General features: G+C 70.5%; 18 protein-coding genes. 3 read left to right on the top strand and 15 right to left on the bottom strand.

Annotated elements, in window-relative coordinates:
• Nucleotides 1–4: 4 nt before the first annotated feature.
• From ASG53_RS01405 to ASG53_RS01350, 13 genes are all read right to left on the bottom strand, one after another.
• Nucleotides 5–745, bottom strand: coding sequence for a GNAT family N-acetyltransferase (locus ASG53_RS01405; protein WP_235533790.1), 741 nt, complete (start codon nt 743–745; stop codon nt 5–7).
• Nucleotides 742–2094 (bottom strand): LLM class flavin-dependent oxidoreductase, encoded by a 1353-nt coding sequence (locus tag ASG53_RS01400; RefSeq protein ID WP_056127478.1) that lies wholly within the window; start codon nt 2092–2094, stop codon nt 742–744. The genes ASG53_RS01405 and ASG53_RS01400 overlap by 4 nt, the downstream gene beginning before the upstream one ends.
• Nucleotides 2095–2303: 209 nt before the next feature.
• The gene (locus tag ASG53_RS01395; protein ID WP_056127475.1) at nt 2304–3329 is read right to left on the bottom strand and encodes an ABC transporter substrate-binding protein; all 1026 of its coding nucleotides are present in this window, start codon (nt 3327–3329) and stop codon (nt 2304–2306) included.
• A 258-nt stretch (nt 3330–3587) separates the two neighbouring features.
• Nucleotides 3588–4367, bottom strand: a complete 780-nt coding sequence (locus ASG53_RS01390) for an amino acid ABC transporter ATP-binding protein (protein ID WP_056127473.1) — start codon at nt 4365–4367, stop codon at nt 3588–3590.
• Entirely contained in the window at nt 4364–5599 is a 1236-nt protein-coding gene (locus tag ASG53_RS01385) for an amino acid ABC transporter permease (RefSeq protein WP_235533789.1), read from the bottom strand. The genes ASG53_RS01390 and ASG53_RS01385 overlap by 4 nt, the downstream gene beginning before the upstream one ends.
• Nucleotides 5600–5671: 72 nt before the next feature.
• Nucleotides 5672–6274: a GNAT family N-acetyltransferase gene (locus tag ASG53_RS01380; RefSeq protein ID WP_082543701.1), complete on the bottom strand. Its 603-nt coding sequence runs from the start codon at nt 6272–6274 to the stop codon at nt 5672–5674.
• Complete coding sequence (locus ASG53_RS01375; RefSeq protein ID WP_082543700.1) at nt 6271–7161, bottom strand: DUF1684 domain-containing protein; 891 nt, start codon at nt 7159–7161, stop codon at nt 6271–6273. The genes ASG53_RS01380 and ASG53_RS01375 overlap by 4 nt, the downstream gene beginning before the upstream one ends.
• Nucleotides 7158–8567, bottom strand: coding sequence for an NtaA/DmoA family FMN-dependent monooxygenase (locus tag ASG53_RS01370; protein WP_056127470.1), 1410 nt, complete (start codon nt 8565–8567; stop codon nt 7158–7160). Before ASG53_RS01370 ends, ASG53_RS01375 begins: the two co-directional genes overlap by 4 nt.
• A gap of 14 nt (nt 8568–8581) precedes the next feature.
• Complete coding sequence (locus ASG53_RS01365) at nt 8582–9748, bottom strand: LLM class flavin-dependent oxidoreductase (RefSeq protein WP_056130444.1); 1167 nt, start codon at nt 9746–9748, stop codon at nt 8582–8584.
• Nucleotides 9749–10645: 897 nt separating this feature from the next.
• A complete protein-coding gene (locus tag ASG53_RS19715) occupies nt 10646–10942 on the bottom strand; it encodes a hypothetical protein (RefSeq protein WP_156382627.1) in 297 nt (98 codons plus the stop codon).
• A 168-nt stretch (nt 10943–11110) separates the two neighbouring features.
• Complete coding sequence (locus tag ASG53_RS01360) at nt 11111–11428, bottom strand: hypothetical protein (RefSeq protein ID WP_156382626.1); 318 nt, start codon at nt 11426–11428, stop codon at nt 11111–11113.
• A gap of 1250 nt (nt 11429–12678) precedes the next feature.
• Complete coding sequence (locus ASG53_RS01355; RefSeq protein WP_056127464.1) at nt 12679–13740, bottom strand: hypothetical protein; 1062 nt, start codon at nt 13738–13740, stop codon at nt 12679–12681.
• A gap of 129 nt (nt 13741–13869) precedes the next feature.
• Nucleotides 13870–14448 (bottom strand): TetR/AcrR family transcriptional regulator, encoded by a 579-nt coding sequence (locus ASG53_RS01350; RefSeq protein ID WP_056127462.1) that lies wholly within the window; start codon nt 14446–14448, stop codon nt 13870–13872.
• 94 nt (nt 14449–14542) lie between these two features.
• On the opposite strand from ASG53_RS01350, the gene ASG53_RS01345 reads away from it, so the two are divergent.
• From ASG53_RS01345 to ASG53_RS01340, 3 genes are all read left to right on the top strand, one after another.
• A complete protein-coding gene (locus ASG53_RS01345) occupies nt 14543–15385 on the top strand; it encodes an alpha/beta fold hydrolase (RefSeq protein ID WP_056127459.1) in 843 nt (280 codons plus the stop codon).
• Between the two features lie 350 nt (nt 15386–15735).
• The gene (locus ASG53_RS19710) at nt 15736–16251 is read left to right on the top strand and encodes a hypothetical protein (RefSeq protein ID WP_156382625.1); all 516 of its coding nucleotides are present in this window, start codon (nt 15736–15738) and stop codon (nt 16249–16251) included.
• On the top strand, nt 16248–16463 hold the full coding sequence (locus ASG53_RS01340) for a hypothetical protein (RefSeq protein ID WP_056127454.1): 216 nt from the start codon (nt 16248–16250) through the stop codon (nt 16461–16463). The genes ASG53_RS19710 and ASG53_RS01340 overlap by 4 nt, the downstream gene beginning before the upstream one ends.
• 160 nt (nt 16464–16623) lie before the next feature.
• Here the strand turns inward: ASG53_RS01340 and ASG53_RS01335 are convergent, their stop codons facing one another.
• Nucleotides 16624–16884 (bottom strand): type II toxin-antitoxin system RelE family toxin, encoded by a 261-nt coding sequence (locus ASG53_RS01335; protein WP_056127451.1) that lies wholly within the window; start codon nt 16882–16884, stop codon nt 16624–16626.
• The gene (locus ASG53_RS01330) at nt 16881–17129 is read right to left on the bottom strand and encodes a type II toxin-antitoxin system Phd/YefM family antitoxin (protein ID WP_056127448.1); all 249 of its coding nucleotides are present in this window, start codon (nt 17127–17129) and stop codon (nt 16881–16883) included. The genes ASG53_RS01335 and ASG53_RS01330 overlap by 4 nt, the downstream gene beginning before the upstream one ends.
• Nucleotides 17130–17208 lie beyond the last annotated feature (79 nt).

Genomic DNA, 17208 nt, shown 5'->3' with positions numbered 1-17208 from the left:
GGTGTCAGGCCTTTGCTGTGCGGGGATGGGTGGACAGGTGGTGCGCTGGTGCTGCGGGGACCGGGCTCGCGCCGGGTGCACCGGGTCCGCCCGGCGCGCCGGGCGCCTCCGGGGTGGAGAGCTCGAGCACGAAGGCGAAGAGGCGGGTGCCGTCGTCGAGGACGCGCGTCTCCCGCTCATGGAACCTGGCGAAGCCGAGCCGGTGGTAGAGCCTGTGCGCGGAGATCATCTGCGGTCCGGAGTTCATGACGACGCGGCTCGCGCCACGCTCCCGCGCGAGGTCGAGGACGTGCCGGGTGAGCGTCTCGCCGACCCCACGCCCGCGGGCCGCCGGAGAGACACCCAAGAGCCTGAAGTCGAGCTCGCCGTCGTGGGCGAGCTCGGAGATGAGCCGCCCCGCGCGCGGTGTCGCGACGGTCCCGAGCAGCTGGTCGTCGGCGCCGACGGCCACCCACACCTGGTGCTCGGCAGCCCGCTCGGCGACGGCCGACAGGCTCGCCCGGTACTCCCCCGAGATGTCGTAGTCGCTCGTGTAGGCCTCGACGAGGAGCGCGGCGACGGCGTCGTGCTCGGAGGGCTCGACGAGCCGTACGGTGACGGGCGCGGTGTCACGCGGCGCGGGGGCGGCGTCGCGCGGCGCGGGGGCGGCGTCGCGCGGTGCGGTGGCGACGGGGTGCGGTGCGGCGGCGACGGGGTGCGGTGCGGTGGCGTCAGGGCGCGAGGCCTTCTCGTCGACCACCGTCACGAGTGCGCCCCTGACCCGACGAGGTGCGTGGCGACCTGCCCGAAGGCGTCGCTCACCGAGACGTCCTCGGCGTGCGCGGGCTCGTCGGTGCCGTGCGCTGCCGCGGCGCCACCGGTGTCCGTAGACGTAGCCGCAGCAGACGGCTCAGACCCCGCCGCACCCGCGACTGCCGCCGCCGGTGCCTCGAGCCCCCACGCCTGCGCGAGCAGCTCGGCCGAGCGCACCCTGTCAGCAGGGTCGAAGGCGATGGTCGTCGTGAGGATCTCGTCAGCCCCGGTCACGCGCTGGAGCGCCTCGAGCCGCGCGACGACCTGCTCCGGCGACCCGACGAACCGGGTCGCCGTCCGGTCGAGGACGAGCGCACGCTCGGCGTCGGTCCACTCACGGGCGAGGGCGTCTTCGGGCCGCGGATAGGCGATCGCCCCCGCGAGGCCGGTGCGGATGGACAGCACCCACTCGGCGAAGGGTGCACCGGCGAGCTCGGCCTGCGCCTCGGTCTCGGCAACGAGGACGTCGGCCGACACCACGACATAGGGCTCGTCGAGGACCCCGGGGACGAAGGCCGCCCTGTACGACGCGACGGTCTCGAGGATCGTCGCGGGGCTGACATGGTAGTTCGCGACGAGCGGCAGACCGAGCGCGCCGGCCACCTCGGCTGACTCCCCGCCGCTCGACGCGAGGACCCAGAGCTCGGCGTCGGTGCCCTCGACGGGCGCGCTCACGTGGGGCACGCCGTCGGCGTCTGTGTAGGTGCCGGCCTGCAGGCCGAGGACGACCTCGAGCTCGTCGCGGAAGGGCGCGGGCTGACGGTTGGCCGAGACCACGCGCTGCTGGCCGAGCAGCCGCTCGCGCAGCGCGGAGTCTGTGAAGTCGATCGGCGGGGCGGAAGGGACGTGCAGCCCGTCGACGTCACGCGCCGGGGCGGCGGGCTTGCGGGCAGGACGAGCCGGAGCGGCTGCGCTCTCGGATGCCTCGGCCGCGTCCGGGGCGGCAGCCTGCTTGGTCGGCGGCGTGAAGGCACGCCCCACGCCGAGGTCCACCCGGCCCGGGTGCAGCGCGGCGACCGTCGCGAGCTGCTCGGCGGCGACGAGCGGGCTCGTGGTGCTGAGCAGCACCGCGCCCGTGCCTACGCGCAGGTGCTGGGTGCGCCCTGCGACCAGCGCGGCGAGGACCGCGGGCGACGACGACGCGACCCCTGCGGAGAGGTGGTGCTCGGCGAACCAGTAGCGGGTGTAGCCGAGCGCGTCGGCCCGCTCGGCGAGCGCGACCGAGTCCCGGAGGGTCTGCGCGCCGGTCGAGCCGGACGAGACGGGTGCGAGGTCGAGGATCGAGAGGGGGACGCGGCTCATGGTGGCTCTCCTGGTGCGTGCGTGGTGCGTGCGGTGCGTGCGTGGTGCGGGAGGTGCTGTGCGTGGTGCGTGCTGCGCTGTGTCGTCCGGGGCGGACCGGGACGTCGCTGAGGTGACGGCCCGGCCCGCTCCGGGCGGGGTGGCCTGCCGACGAGCCGGGGTCGCTCCCGGGCGCTCAGGCTCCGGGGTTCTCGGGCTCGCGCGGCGGGTCAGGACTTCGGCAGACCTGCCGGGTTCGTCTCGGACTCGGTGACGGCCTCTTCGGTCAGGCCCCAGCGCTCGAGGACCTTGTCGTAGGACCCGTCCTCGATCGCGTGGTTGATCGCGGCGGTGATCGCGGGGGCGAGGTCGTTGCCCTTGAGGGTCGCGGCAGCGATCTGCGCGGTCTCGGGCCAGCCGCCGTTGACGGTGCCGACCACCTTGAAGTCCTGCGGGGCGACGGCCGCCTTGTACGCCGAGGTGGCGTTCGGGCCGAAGGTCGCGTCGATCCGCCCGGACTGGAGCGCCAGGGTCGTGTCGCCGTCGTTCTCGAAGTACTCGATGTTCACGGGCTCGAGCCCCTCGGCCTGGTTGGCCTCGTCCCAGGCGAGCAAGATCTTCTCCTGGTTGGTGCCCGAGCCCACCGCGACGGTGAGCCCGGCGACGTCCGCAGCCTCGTCGATCGACGTGATCTCCTCGTTGTCGGCCTGCACGAGCCAGCCGAGCTGGTCGACGCGGTAGGACGAGAAGTCGAAGAGCTCTTTGCGCTCCTCGGTCACCGTGACGTTGGAGATCGTCGCGTCGATGTCCCCCGACTGGAGGGCGAGGGGCCAGTCCGCCCAGGCCTTGACCTCGAGCTGGATGTCCTTGCCGAGCGCGTCGCCGATGAGGTACGCGATGTCGGTCTCGTTGCCGATCGGCGTCTTCTCGTCGTCGGCCAGGAAGGCCAGCGGCGCGACGTAGGCGCTCACCGACACCGTGAGGGTGTCGACGTCCTTGTACGCGTCGGGGAGGAGGGCGATCGCCTCGGCCGACTCGGTCGTGGTGATGCGGTCCTGGTCCGGCGTCGTGTTGACGGTGAGGCCGGCAGCCTCCGCGTCGGCGGCGAGCTGGTTCCCACCGGGCTCTTCGGCGTTGCTCGAGGAGCACGCTGCCAGGGCCGCGACGAGGGGAAGCACGAGCAGCGCTGCAGCGGCACGGCTGCGGGGGCTGCGGGGACGGCTGCCGACGAGGTTGCGGGTGGTGGGACGGGACATGAGGGTGGACCTTCCGGGTGGTCTCGCGGGGGGCGAGAGGGTACGAGCGGGGCCGCGCCGGCCGGTCGGCTGCGCGGGAGACTGTCGTGCTGCGTGCTGGTGGGCGTCGTACGGGTCGACGTCGCGTTGATCGGCGTCGCACTGGTCGGTGAGACGCGCTGAGCCGGCGGTCGAGCGGTTGCGCCGTGTGGTCCCGAGGGACCGGCGGGTGCGAGGAGCGTCGAGCGCGAGAGCCGACGACCGCGAGGACCGTCGGGCTCAGAGGACCTTGTCGAGGAACGCCTTCGTGCGGGGGTGCTGCGGGTCGTCGATCACCTGGGCCGCGGGGCCCTGCTCGACGATGCGCCCGGAGTCCATGAACACGACGGTGTCCGCGACCTCCCGGGCGAAGCCGATCTCGTGGGTGACGACCACGAGGGTGGTCCCGTCGTGCGCCAGGGCCTTGATGACGTCGAGGACCTCGCCGACGAGCTCGGGGTCGAGGGCCGACGTCGGCTCGTCGAAGAGCAGCAGCCGCGGCTTGGTGGCCAGGGCCCGGGCGATCGCCACGCGCTGCTGCTGACCGCCCGAGAGCTGGCGCGGCCGGGCGTCGGCCTTGTCGGCGAGCCCGACGCGGGCCAGCAGCTCACGCGCCTCGACCTCGACCTCGGACCGCTTGCGGCCCTGCGCGCTCACCGGTGCCTCGACGACGTTCTCGAGGACGGTCAGGTGCGGGAAGAGGTTGAAGCTCTGGAACACGAAGCCGATCTGGGTGCGCTGGGCGAGGACCGCCTTCTCCTTGAGCTCGCGGAGCGTGTCGCCGCTGCGCGAGTACCCGATGAGGTCGCCGTCGAGGGCGACGAAGCCCCTGTCGACCTTCTCCAGGTGGTTGACCACGCGGAGCAGCGTCGACTTGCCCGAGCCCGACGGCCCGAGGATCACGGTGACCTCACCCGGCTGGACGGTGAGGTCGACGTCGTGGAGGACCTCGAGGGTGCCGTAGCTCTTGTGGACGCCGTGGACCTCGAGGAGGCCGCGGGTGCCCGTCGTGGTGCTCATGCGGCACCTCCCTCGGTGCGTGCGGTGGTCGGCTGTGCGGTGCTCGGCTGCGAGGTGCTCGGCTGTGCAGCGCTCGGACGGCCTGTGCGGGTGAGGTGCCCCCGTCCGTTGCCGGTCCGCACGGCGAAGGCCGGCGGCAGAGACGGGTGCGCAGGGCGGCCTGTGAGGCGGGACCACGTGCGCAGCACGGTCCACCGGGCGACCTGGAGCGGGGTCGGCGGGAGCGTCCTGACGGCGCCCTTGGCGTAGTGACGTTCCACGTAGAACTGGATGACGGTGATGACCGTGGTGATGATGACGTACCAGATCGCCGCGACCATGAGCAGCGGGACGACCCGCTGGTTGCGTCCGTAGATGACACCGACGGTGTAGAAGAGCTCGCCGTAGGCCAGGACGTACACGACCGAGGTGCCCTTGACGAGGCCGATGATCTCGTTGACCGAGGTCGGGACGATGGTCCGCATCGCCTGCGGCAGCACGATGCGGGTCGACTGCCGAGCCCGCGGGATGCCGAGCGCCGCCGCGGCCTCGTGCTGGCCCTGGTCGACGCTGAGGATCCCGGCGCGGACGATCTCCGCCGAGTACGCCGCCTGCGAGAGCCCGAGACCGAGGATCGCCGCGCCGAACTTGTTGATGACGTCGAGGGTGCCGAACTCCGCGAAGGACGGCCCGAAGGGGATGCCCAGCGTGAGGCTCGGGTACAGGTACGCGAGGTTGTACCAGAGCAGCAGCTGGAGGATCAGCGGCACCGAGCGGAACACCCAGGTGTAGGCCCACGACACCGCGCGCAGCAGCGGCGAGCGCGAGAGCCGCATGAGGGCGAGCACGGTGCCCAGACCGAAGCCGATGATCGCCGCGACGAAGGTGAGGCGCAGCGTGCCCCACAGGCCGGAGAGGATCGAGGGCCAGGTGAGGTACTGGAAGACGACCGACCACTCCCAGCGCTGGTTCGTCACGAGGGAGCTGACGACCATCGCGAGGAGGACGGCCACGCCCGCTGTCGCGACCCAGCGCCAGGGGTGCCGGGCACCGACGACGCGCAGCGACTCGAGCTCGGCCCGGGTGGCCCGCGGCAGTGCCGAAGAGGCCGAGGGTGCCGAGGGCGACGTGGGTGCCGCGGGGGCCTTGCTGGCGGTGCTGGCTGTGCGGGCTGTGGTCTCGGTGAGGCCGGGCGGCGCGGCGGGGTTCGCCGACCTACCCGTCGAGGGCGGTGTGGAGAGTGCTGAGCTCATGGCTGACCTTCGGGTGTGCGGGGTTCCCGGGTGACCCGGGGGCGGGTGCGTCGACCGCCGGTGCGCGTGAGGTCACCTCGGACAGAGCCACTTCTCGAAGGCGAGCGGGCCCGGCCGCTCCGCCTGGACCGCCGGGTCGTAGAGCGGCGCGTAGCCGGCCGAGAGGTAGAGGCCTGCGGCCTCGGGCTGGCGGGGTCCGGTCGTCAGGTAGATGCGCTCGTAGCCGTTCTGGCCGGCGCGCCGCTCGAGCTCGGTGAGCACGAGGCGGGCGAGGCCACGACGGCGGTGCGCGTTGTGCGTCCAGATCCGCTTGAGCTCGGCCGTCGGGACCGCCGGGCTGCCGTCCTCGGTGCGTGCCGCCTCGGGGTGGGCGCTGCGCGCGAGGTCGCCGAGCTCGGGCTCGGTCCGGCGACGGTAGGCACCGCCTGCGACAGGGACACCTGCCGCGAGCACGAGGAGCAGGCGACCGTGCGGGGCTGCGAAGTCCTCGGCCGGGTACTCCGACATCTCACGGAGCAGCTCGTCCTCGGTCAGCTGGTCGCTGTACCGGGTGGCGTACTCGTGCGCGAGGTCTTCGAGCAGGGGCCGCACGAGCGGGTCGTCGAGGTGGACCTCGCGGACGTCGAGCTCGTCGCCCGGGTTCACGCCAGCGGTGCGGCGGGTCGCGGTGCTCATCGGGGGTCCTTCTCTCCGGCGGTCACGGGGAACGAGAGGTGGTTGCTGTCGACAGGGCGCGGGCACGTGCCGTAGTCGGAGAAGGCCGCGGGGAAGTTGATCGCCCGGTTGAGGTCCAGTCGCACCGTGGTGGGCAGACTGCCAGCAGCGCGGCCACCGGCAGCGTGGTCACCGGCTGCCTCGTCCACGGGAGGGAGCGAGACGACGCGCCACTCGGCGGTGTCCTGCGTCGTGTCGGAGAAGAGCACCGACCCTGTGCCCGCCTGCTGCCCGGTCACCGCGAGGGTCGCCGTCTGCCCGTCGCGCACCACGTCGACCTCGCCGACCACGTGGACGTGGTGGCGCAGGCCCGGCTGGGCGGCCCGGACGAGGGTCGGGCGGGGCTCGTCGAACCAGCAGACCGGTGCGTCGAGGACCCAGGACGGGTCGTAGGCGTAGGTCGGCACACCCGTGAACCCTGTGCGTGCCGGCGCCTTCGGGTCACGGACCCTGACGAGGTAGCGCCCTGTGCGCAGCGCGACCTCGGCCGCGACCCCGTCGGCGCCGAGGGCCGCGAGCGTCGAGCCGGCCTCCGGGACGACGACGGTGTGCTGTCCGTCGAGGGGCGTCTGGCTGGCCTCGCGCCCGGTCCGGGTGTCCCAGGCCAGCAGGCCCTCGTCGGCGGTCGCCCGGACGTGGGCTCCGTCGGCATCGGCCCACCACTCGCCTGCCAGCCCGGGGATGCTCTGAGGTGCGCCCGAGAGGAACCTGAGTGCGACGAGCGTCAACCAGCCGTGCTCGCCCGTGAGGCCCTGCTCGCGCTCTGCGTGCCACTGCGCCCAGGCGGCCTCGGGGCTCTGCTCGTCCGTGGTCGCAGCCGTCGTCGTGCGCTCGTCGGTCGTGGTCATGCGCGTGCCCCTTCGAGGTCTGCTGCCTGTGTGCCGCCGACACCGGGGAGCTCGAGGCCGAGGTGCTCGCGCAGCGTCGTGCCCTCGTACTCGGTGCGGAAGGACCCACGCTCCTGGAGCAGCGGCACCACGCTGTCGAAGAACGGGTCGAGTCCCTCGGGCGTGAGGTGCGGGACGAGGATGAAGCCGTCCGAGGCGTCTTCCTGCACGTAGCGGTCGATGTCGTCCGCCACCTGCTGGGCGGTCCCGACGAACTGGTTGCGGGTGGTCACCTCGATCACGAGGTCACGGATCGACCACCCCTTCGCGGCGGCCTTCTCGCGCCACGCGGCCACGACGGGCCCGGGGTCCTTGACGTGCCGGACCTTGCCGCGGGTCAGCGAGGCGTTGTCGACGTCCGGCTCGACGTCGGGCAGGGGACCCTCGGGGTCGTAGGCCGTGAGGTCGCGGCCCCACACCTGCTCGAGGTACGCGATCGCGGTCTGCCCGGACACCTGCTGGCGGCGGATGAGCGCGGCCTCCTCGGCAGCGTCTTCTGCGGTGTCGCCGAGGACGACGGTCGTCGCGGGGAGGATCTTGAGCGAGTCCTCGGTGCGTCCGTAGGCCGCCAGGCGGTCCTTGACGTCGCGGTAGAACACCTGACCGTCCTCGAAGGTGCCGTGCAGGGAGAAGACGACGTCGGCCGTCGCGGCGGCGAACTCGCGGCCCTCCCCCGAGTCGCCGGCCTGGAACAGCACAGGGTGCCCCTGCGGGCCGCGCGGCGTGGTGAAGGTGCCGTGCACGTCGAAGTGCTTGCCGTCGTGGTCGACCCGCTGGACCGCGCCCTCGCGCAGGAAGGCCCCGGTCTCGGGGTCGGCGTCGATCGCGTCGTCGGACCAGGAGTCCCACAGCTGGCGGGCGACGTCGACGATCTCCGCGGCACGCTCGTAGCGCTCGGAGTAGTCGAGGAACCCGCCGCGGCGGAAGTTCGCCCCTGTGAAGGCGTCCGAGCTCGTCACGAGGTTCCAGGCGGCCCGACCACCCGAGAGCAGGTCGAGGGTGGCGAACTGCCGGGCGAGCTCGTAGGGCTCGTTGAAGGTCGTGTTGATCGTCCCGGCAAGACCGAGACGGTCGGTGACCGCCGCGAGCGAGGCGAGGACGGGGAGCGTGTCCGGGCGGCCGACGACGTCGAGGTCGTGGATGCGGCCCTTGTGCTCACGGAGCCGCAGGCCCTCGGCGAGGAAGAAGAAGTCGAAGCGTGCCGCCTCGGCGCGCCGGGCGAGGTACTCGAAAGACTCGAAGTCGATGTGGCTGCGCGAGCGCGGGTCGCTCCACACCGTCGTGTTGTTGACGCCGGGGAAGTGGGCGCCGAGGTGGATCTGCTTGCGGGGACGGCCGTCCGGGCGGGGCGCGGGTGTCGTGGTCATGGGTGCTCGTCCTCTCAGGCGATCGCGGCGGCGTAGCGGTTGGCCGGGCGGGCCAGACCGAGGCTGTCGCGCAGCGTGCTGCCCGAGTACTCGCTCTTGTAGATCCCTGCGCGGCGCAGCAGCGGGACCACACCGTCGACCAGGGCCACGAGGTCGGTCTGCAGCGACGAGGGCCGGACCGTGAAGCCGTCGGTCGCCCCGGCGAGCAGCCACTCCTCGGCCGTCGCGGCGAGGTCACGGTCGGTGCCGACGTGCGTGTACGAGTCGGTGTCCCACGACACCCCGGCCAGGCCCTCGAGCAGGTCGAGGCGCGCCTGGGCGCTCGCCCGGTCCGGGCCGATGACGGCGTAGAGGTCGACGAGCACGATCACGTCGTCGGGGTTGCGCCCGTGGTCGGCGGCGGCGGCGCGGACCTGCTCGCGGAGGCCGCGGGCCTGCTCGAGGGTCGTGGCCCGGACCCGCACGACGTCGGCGTGCTCGGCGGCGACCGCGAGGGCGGCGTCGCTGTCCCCGCGCACCACCACGACGGGATGTCCCTGCGGCGGTCGGGGCGTGATGGACGGGCCCTTCACCGCGAAGTGCACGCCGTCGTGGTCCACGTAGTGCAGCTTGTCGCGGTTGACGAAGCGCCCTGTCGCGGTGTCGCGGATCTCGGCGTCGTCCTCCCAGCTGTCCCAGAGGCGGGACACCACGTCGATGGCCTCGCCGGCCTCGGCCCAGGCGGCGTCGAGGTCGGGGGCCGGGCGGCGCCCGACGTGCGCGGCATCGTCCGTGCCCGTCGACACCGCGACCTGCCAGCCGGCTCGGCCGTGGCTCGCGTGGTCGATGGTCGCGAGGGCCTTCGACACGTGGAACGGCTCGGTGTGCGTGGTCGTCACCGTCGGCACGAGGCCGATGCCGGCCGAGCGCGGGGCGAGGCGGGCGGCGACGAGCGCGGCGTCGAGACGTCCTTGGACGCCGCCGCGGTGACCGGGCTGGAGCGAGAAGGCGTCGTCGAAGAGCACGAGGTCGACGGTCCCGCGCTGCGCCGTCGTGACGAGGTCCTGCAGGCGCTCGGCGTCGAAGAGCTGCCGGGCCTGCGAGCCGAGGGTCCGCCAGGCTGCCGGGTGGGCGCCGGCGTCGGTGAGGTCGACGGCGAGGTGGAGGGTCCGGTCGGTCGGGCGGTCTGTGCTGGAGGGCATGTCGAAGAGTCCTTCGTGACGGTGGTGGGCGCTCCGCTGCCAGACCTGCACCCGCGCCGGGCGTCGCGAGACGTCGGCAGCACGGCGAGGTGGGCGGGGCGCACCGGGGTGCGGTGCAGCGAGAGGGTGCGTCTGACCGCGCGCCGTGGTCGGGCGTGAGGGGTCGGGACGCGGTTCCGGGTGGGCGGCTGCTCAGGCAGGCGCAGCGCCGGGAGGACGACTGGTCGTGGACCAGCGGTCGAGGGGGCCGTCAGGCCGGGCGGCGAGCGAGGCTCGCGGTGCTCCGGGTGCCACGCAGGTCGTGCGTGGGACCGAGTGTGACGGCGGCGCGGGTCAGGCCCGCGGGGTGACGCTCAGCTCAGCGGCGACAGGTGAGCGGCGCACCGGAGACCGGACAACAGGACAGGGACAGCCCGGGTTGCGGCTGCGCCGTGCCCAGTGTGCGTCCAGTCATGGTGTGTCTCCTCAGCAGTCCGCCGGTGCGGCGGAGCCCACGGTCGAACCCGTGGACCTCAGTGCTCCGGAAGGTATGCACCTGCGAGCACGATGTCAACGGTCTGCCCCAGGTGCTCAGATGCTGGACATTGGTCCCTTGCGTGAGACGAGGCCTCGTGCGGGTCTTCACTCCGAGGAGCTCCCACTCCCCCTGCGTCCGCCCGGGCACGTCGCTTCATCTGTGCGGAGCAACAGACACCGGGCGCTGGATTCTGAAGCTGCGCGAACGAGAGGTAGGTCAGTGGATCCTCCTCACCGAACGAACGGTCGAGTGGGATAGAGGCGCAAGACGACGGCCGATGACCACCAGGCTAGAGGGATCGGCGACAAGTCGGCGCCGCCTGTGGTGACACCGACCTCAGACCGTCCGCGGAGGGCCGGCTGGTTCGAGCCCGCTCTGCATCAGAGCAGGGGCGTCAAGAGGCCCTCGCTGTAGTACCGAACCTTCGCATGACTGAGCTCTGCTGCCACACATGCCGCAAGTCTCAAGCCGCGGGCGTCAAGCTCCCCGATCAGGTCGGCGGCTTCGACTCGTTGAGCGGCGTCCATCTGTATCACCGCCTGGTATGCGCCATTCCAACAAACAATGTCAGCTCTTAACGCAGACGATATTTCTTCCCACAAGCCAGACCGATCATCAACCGCATCATCGCGCAGCCTTGGCTCTTCATAGTCAGCGGACAGCGTCAGATACTTCATCCTGTTTTATCAGCACCCATCCAACATCGGTGGAAGATCGCGCCCGTAGCAGGACTGACCGTCATGTGGTCACAACTGGCTTTCCGTCACAATGGCCAGGCTTCCGCGACTCCTTGGTTGATCCCCTTGGCACTGTCGCCCTGGCGAGACCATCATCGAGCCGAGACCTCACCGCGCCTCACCTTCTCTTCGACGGTACACCCATCGCTCGCCGGATTCGAGCTCGCGCTCGACTTCTCCTGGCAGCGCGACGGCGGTGAGTCGAATGTCAACAGGTGGAAGAAAATCAGCGATCACGTACGTCCCTACCTCGTCAGCAATCTCCTGCTCTTCGTAGCCCACAACTTCGTAGATGAACCTGGCTTCGATGAGCGGATACGACGGCTTGATCGCAATCGCACGCAGTGTTGGTGTCACCATGTCCCAGAGGGCTCGCTGAAAAGACAACAGCACCTCTACCAGAAAATAATTCGGATCGGTCGTCACTGGAACCTTCCTGGAACTGTGTGAGTGCTTCCACTGGCGCGGTAGCAGAGGATCCCGACCATGGTCGGACCGCTCGTCCTGACCTCCGGGGTGTAGGTTCCGACGTCATTGCCGAAGTCTCTACGTTCCCTGAATCCTGCGTATCCTCTCGGAACGTCCCCTACGGACGCTCCAGCGCCAGCGCGCTGAAGGAAGATTCCTGGACTGGCCGTGAGGGCGCTGCGCCCCAGCATGAAGCTTCGGCGGCCAGGGGTGTGCTTTTCCTGATGAACCCAGTGCACTGTCCGCGGTCCGGCGACAGGCCTCGAGCGCGTGGGTGAGCCCGAGGGCCTCGGAGGCCCACTTGACCGTGCCCACGGTGATTGTCGGGTCGACCGACTTCCACCATCGGCAGACCGTGTGAAGGCGGGCTGGGCGAACACCTCCATCGTCGTGGACTCACCATCACTGGTGGTGTGCGTGCTCGGCGTCCACGACTCGATGGACAGCGCCTCTGGTACCTGAGGTGTACCCGGGTCCGGCTGAGGAGGTGCTGGTGCAGCTGCTGTCGGCCGCGCAGGTGGCGCCGGATCCGTTTGTGCCTCGGCGGGTGCGATCAGGGAAGAACCCAAGTCTGACAGCGCAGCCGCCCACGCAACTACGCGCCACCCCACTCTCCGAAAGCGCCGACCCACGCGAAGCGACATGAGGTCTCCCCTAGACACCGGTGTCACACCCTTCAGAGAAGATCGGCATCCACCGCCAGCAACTTGAGCGTCGAACGTCCAGCACCTCACGCACAGGTGGCACCTGCCTCCAGCACACCGCTTCACGTGAGAGGGGTCTGTCGCGCTTCGGACAGAGATCTTCGCGCCGTGCGGACGGTAGCGAGCCGGCACGAGCGGGCACCGATCCAGCAGAACGCGTCGCCAGGCGCTTACGGTCGTACCGCTGCGGTCAAGACGCGGACGTACCGCGGTTGATGGCCCTGGCGATGGCTGTGCGGGGTGAGCCGAGCGGCTAGGAGCCGGAGGTGAGTCGCTGCGATGAGTGCTCGAGGCGGTCGAGCGCAACGTCGCGCGCAGCCCGGTCTCCAGACGACTCGCCGACTGTCGAGCGGACGACAGGTCGGCCGAGTCGGTTCCGGCGTTCGCCCCTGTGCACGCTAGTGAGTGTGTGCCACGCACGGAGCGTCAGACCATCTGACCTGCAGCAAGGGTCACGGGGGAGGTCTACCCTCGCGATCCTCCTGCGTGCCGCTCAGACATCCGTCAGACGGCCTGCCCTGCCGCGAGCCCGACGAGCGCCGTCCGGTTGCTCGCGCTCCACGGCAGCGCCGTCCGGGCGAGCCGTTCCGCGCTCCGGCGCACGAGCAGCGCGACGCGGGCGGGCGGGTCGACGACGGCGAGCTCGGCGTCGGTGAGCACCAGCTCGACCAGGACCATCGGGAGCGCCTCGTCGACGTCCGGTGCACCTCCGTCTGCCGTCGCATCCTCGGCCGAGACCACCTCGACGCCCACCTGGCGGTGGCACAGCTCGTGCTGCGCCCCGGCCGCTCCACCGAGCGCCGTGTAGACCTCGAGGGTCGCTGCACGGCCCGCACCGGTCCAGCAGGACTCGTCGTGCACGTGGTCAGCGGGGGCGTCCCCCGACTCGTCCTCGCAGAGGATCGAGGCGTCTACGTCGATCCACGCGATCTCCGGGTCTTCGATCGAGAACCTCGTCCGCCGGGACGCCTTGGCGGACCTGAGCGTGGGCCAGCGGCGGCTCGACCCCCAACCTCCTGAGGCAGACCCGTGCTCCAGCTGCATCATGGCGCGCAGGGCCTCGGTCTCCTCGGGCTGCGGCAGCTCGCCGACCGTCGGCGCGGACTGGCCACCCAGCACCCTCGCCTCGTCGAGCAGGCGGGACAGGTGCACGAGGGCGGGGGCCGTCGATCCGAGGCTCTGCTCCGGGTCGAGCAGGTGGACCGTGTCGTAGCCGCGGACGAGCTCGGGCGCGTCGGCCACCTTCTGCACGGCGTCGGGACCGGCGAGGATCACGCGGTCGAGCACCCTGAGGAACCTCATCCTGGCGAAGGGCCGGTCCAGACCTGTGAAGGGCTCGACGGCGAGGGCCCGTCCGTGCTGCTCGGTGTCCAGCAGGGCATAGGCCTCGGCCAGCTGCTCCGCGGCCACCGTCAGCGTCTCGGCCGGCAGCGCGCGGGCCCAGCGCGACCACCTGTCGACGGCGTCCGGGGTGGTCTGCCCACCGAGCGGGACGAGAAGCTCCCAGAGCTGCGCCCACTCCTGCGGCGAGGAGGTGCGGCGGCCGAGCTTGGTGAAGAGTCCCATCTGATCATCGTGCGGGAGGACGGTGCGCCACGCCCACCGAGACGATGGTGCAGGCTCCCCATCTGTGCCTGCCCGGGCATCGCGCGTGTCAGCAGGTGGCCTGGTACGGCACCTGGTGCCGGGTGGACCTCAGGCGGCCCTGGGGTCTGCCGCCGCTCCCGCTGCGGCGACCAGCACCTCGGCCGCGCCGCGCGCCTGGGCGGCGACAGCAGGGTCCCCCGAGATCGCGGCAGTCGTCTGCGCGCCCTCGGCGAGGATCGCGAGCTGGGCGGCGAGCGCCGGCGAGGCTCCAGCCGCCTCGACGAGGCCGGCGACGAACCTCTGGAAGGACGCCTTGTGCTCCCGGACCGCCTGCGCGACGGCAGGGTTCGTCCCCCCGAGCTCGCCGAAGGCGTTGATGAACCCGCAGCCGCGGAACTCGTCGTCGCAGAACCAGTCGGCGAGGTAGTCGTAGACCGCGAGCAGCTTCTCGCGCGGGTCATCGACCCGGCCCACCCGCTCGGCCACACCGTCCTCCCACATCTGGTGGCGGCGGTCGAGCACGGCCAGCACGATCTCGTCCTTCGAGGCGAACACCGAGTAGAGCCTGCGCAGCGACACCCCGGCGGCCGAGCGCAGCTCGTCCATGCCGACGGCGGCGTAGCCCTTGGCGTAGTACAGGCTGTCGGCGGCGTCGACGATGCGTTCTCTCAGGTCGTCGGAAGTCATGCCCCCATCCTACTTGCGCAGAGAACGATCGTTCTCTAGTGTGAGCAACACCGCGAGAACGACCGTTCTCACCGTGATCTGGAAGGGACTTCCCATGGGACGCATCACCGTCGGCCAGGAGAACACCACTGACGTCGAGCTCTACTACGAAGACCAGGGCAGCGGTCAGCCCGTCGTGCTCATCCACGGCTACCCCCTCGACGGCCACAGCTGGGAGCGCCAGACCCGCGAGCTCCTCGCCGCCGGGTACCGCGTCATCACCTACGACCGCCGCGGCTTCGGCCAGTCGAGCAAGGTCGGCTCCGGCTACGACTACGACACCTTCGCCGCAGACCTCGACACGCTCCTCGAGACCCTCGACCTGCGCGACGTCGTCCTCGTCGGCTTCTCGATGGGCACGGGCGAGCTCGCCCGCTACGTCAGCCGCCACGGACACGAGCGCGTCGCCAAGCTCGCCTTCCTCGCCTCGCTCGAGCCCTTCCTCGTCCAGCGCGACGACAACCCGACGGGCGTCCCGCAGGAGGTCTTCGACGGCATCTCCGAGGCCGCCCGCTCAGACCGCTTCGCGTGGTTCACGCAGTTCTACGGCGACTTCTACAACCTCGACGAGAACCTCGGGTCGCGCATCAGCCAGCAGGCCGTCGACGCCAGCTGGGCCACCGCCGTCGGCTCGGCCCCCGTCGCCGCCTACGCTGTCGTCCCGGCCTGGCTCGAGGACTTCCGCGCCGACGTGGCCGCGGTCCGCGAGGCCGGCAAGCCCTCGCTCATCCTGCACGGCACGGCCGACAACATCCTCCCGATCGACGCGACAGCCCGCCCCTTCCACGAAGCCTTCCCCGAGGCCGACTACGTCGAGGTCGAGGGCGCCCCGCACGGCCTGCTCTGGACGCACGCGACCGAGGTCAACGAGGCGTTGCTGGCCTTCCTGGCGAAGTAGGGTCTGGGCACACCAACTCGCTCACGAGCCTATGCACGAGAGGGGCGCACCCGACCAGTCAGGTCAGGTGCGCCCCTCTCGCCCAGGGTCGACCGCCTCGAGTCAGCCTTCGGGCGAGAGACCCCTCTCACCTCGTGCGACACCCCGAGCCGCGACCTAGCACCTCGACACCACGGCCCTAGTGCGGTGACGGAAACGAGGATCGACACGAGATATCCACGTTCGGGCTCTTCGTAAATATTGTCTGAATTGAACAGATGGCGTAGTCTGGCGTCACCAGTTGCCCAAAGACGGGCAACAAGAATAAAGGGGATGTCTTGCGGCAAGCACACCGAGGTGTTGTAGCAACAGTGGTCCTGGCGCTCTCCGTCTGGGGGTCGACATCTCCAGCGGTCGCCTCCGAACCGCCCGCAGCCCAAGTCACAGCCGGCCGGGCTGCATCCGATGTCGCCCTCGGCGACCTCTCAGGACTCCCAGACGAAGAGGAACTGATCAAAGACCTCGCAGCCTCCCCGTTCCCGCGCGAGGTCTCGATCGCCGGGGGAACGCAGACGACGGTCTACACGCTCCCTGGAGGGCTTGAGTACATATCGGAGAAGCCCGCCTTCTCACCCCGCATGTCCGGTGGGAGCAACAGCTACGGCGTCTTCGTGAAATTCACGCCTACAGAGCAAGATCTCATCTACGCAGGTGGCGGGTTTGCTCTGTCCACGGCAATCTGCCTGATTCCCGCAGTCGGAATAGCGTTGTGCACCGTCAGCGGCGCAATCATCACCGCCGCCTCAGTGTTCATCGCGGCCTCCGGAAAGTGCTCCAACCGACTTCTGGTCTACCCCTTCGTCCCGGAGCGAAACCGGTGCGCATGAGTCTCTCGCATCGTCGAGGCATCGTCGGAGTCACAAGCCTGGCGGTCGAGCTGGCGATCATGACCGCGCTGATCTTCCTGGCCAACAGAACGGGCATCTCGCCGACGAACCAGATCGCGCTCTACCTCGGCGCTGGGGCCTGCATCGTGGCAGCAGGAGTCACCGCCAAGCTGACTGCGCGCGGATGCCACCGGCAGAGCTCCGGGAAATAGCTGCTCCCACCACATCGCTCGTCTCTGCCAACCAGGCGCTGCTCACCCTCCTCGCGAAGCAGGGCGCGAGCAGGGATATCTCGGAGCCCACCACAGCACAAGAGGCCGTAGCCGGCCATCAGGTCGGGTACGGCCTCTCGTTCCTGCCGATCGACCCGCGTCAGGCCTTGTAGACGTCTTGCCGCTGCCCGAGGGTCACGACGACCACCAGGAGGACCCCGTCGTCGATCGTGTAGATGATCCTGTAGCGGCCGACGCGCACTCGGTACCCGGGCCGCCCCTGGAGCGCCTTGGCGCCTGGGGGGCGCGGATCTTCAGCCAGCAGGGTGATAGCCCCACGGAGGCGGGGAACGTCTTGCGGGTCGATCTTCCGGAGCGCCCTGGCGGCCGCCGGTCGGAGCTCGACCGCGTAGCGCCTCATTCCCACCCGAGGTCGGCCTTCACCTGAGCCCACGGGATGTTGGGGCCCTCTTCGTCCATCGCCTCGTCGAAGGCGACCGTATCGGAGACCCCTTCGAGCGCGTCCATCATCAGCTCGTACTGCGCCGGGCTCACGACGACCGCAGTCGGCTGGCCCCGCCTCTCCAGGGTCACCGCTTCGCTCTGCGCGCGTTCGACGACCTCAGGAAGATGGCTGCGGGCTTCGGTCAGCGAGATCCTGTACATAGGCAGAACGTACAGTTCAGGTCGCGAGATGTACAGGAGAGCTGAGTTGGATCGGGCGTGCTTCGCCGCACCCGACCAG

The sequence above is a fragment of the Sanguibacter sp. Leaf3 genome (assembly GCF_001425965.1).
Taxonomy (GTDB): domain Bacteria; phylum Actinomycetota; class Actinomycetes; order Actinomycetales; family Cellulomonadaceae; genus Sanguibacter; species Sanguibacter inulinus.
This window is presented reverse-complemented; position numbering and strand designations above follow the sequence as displayed.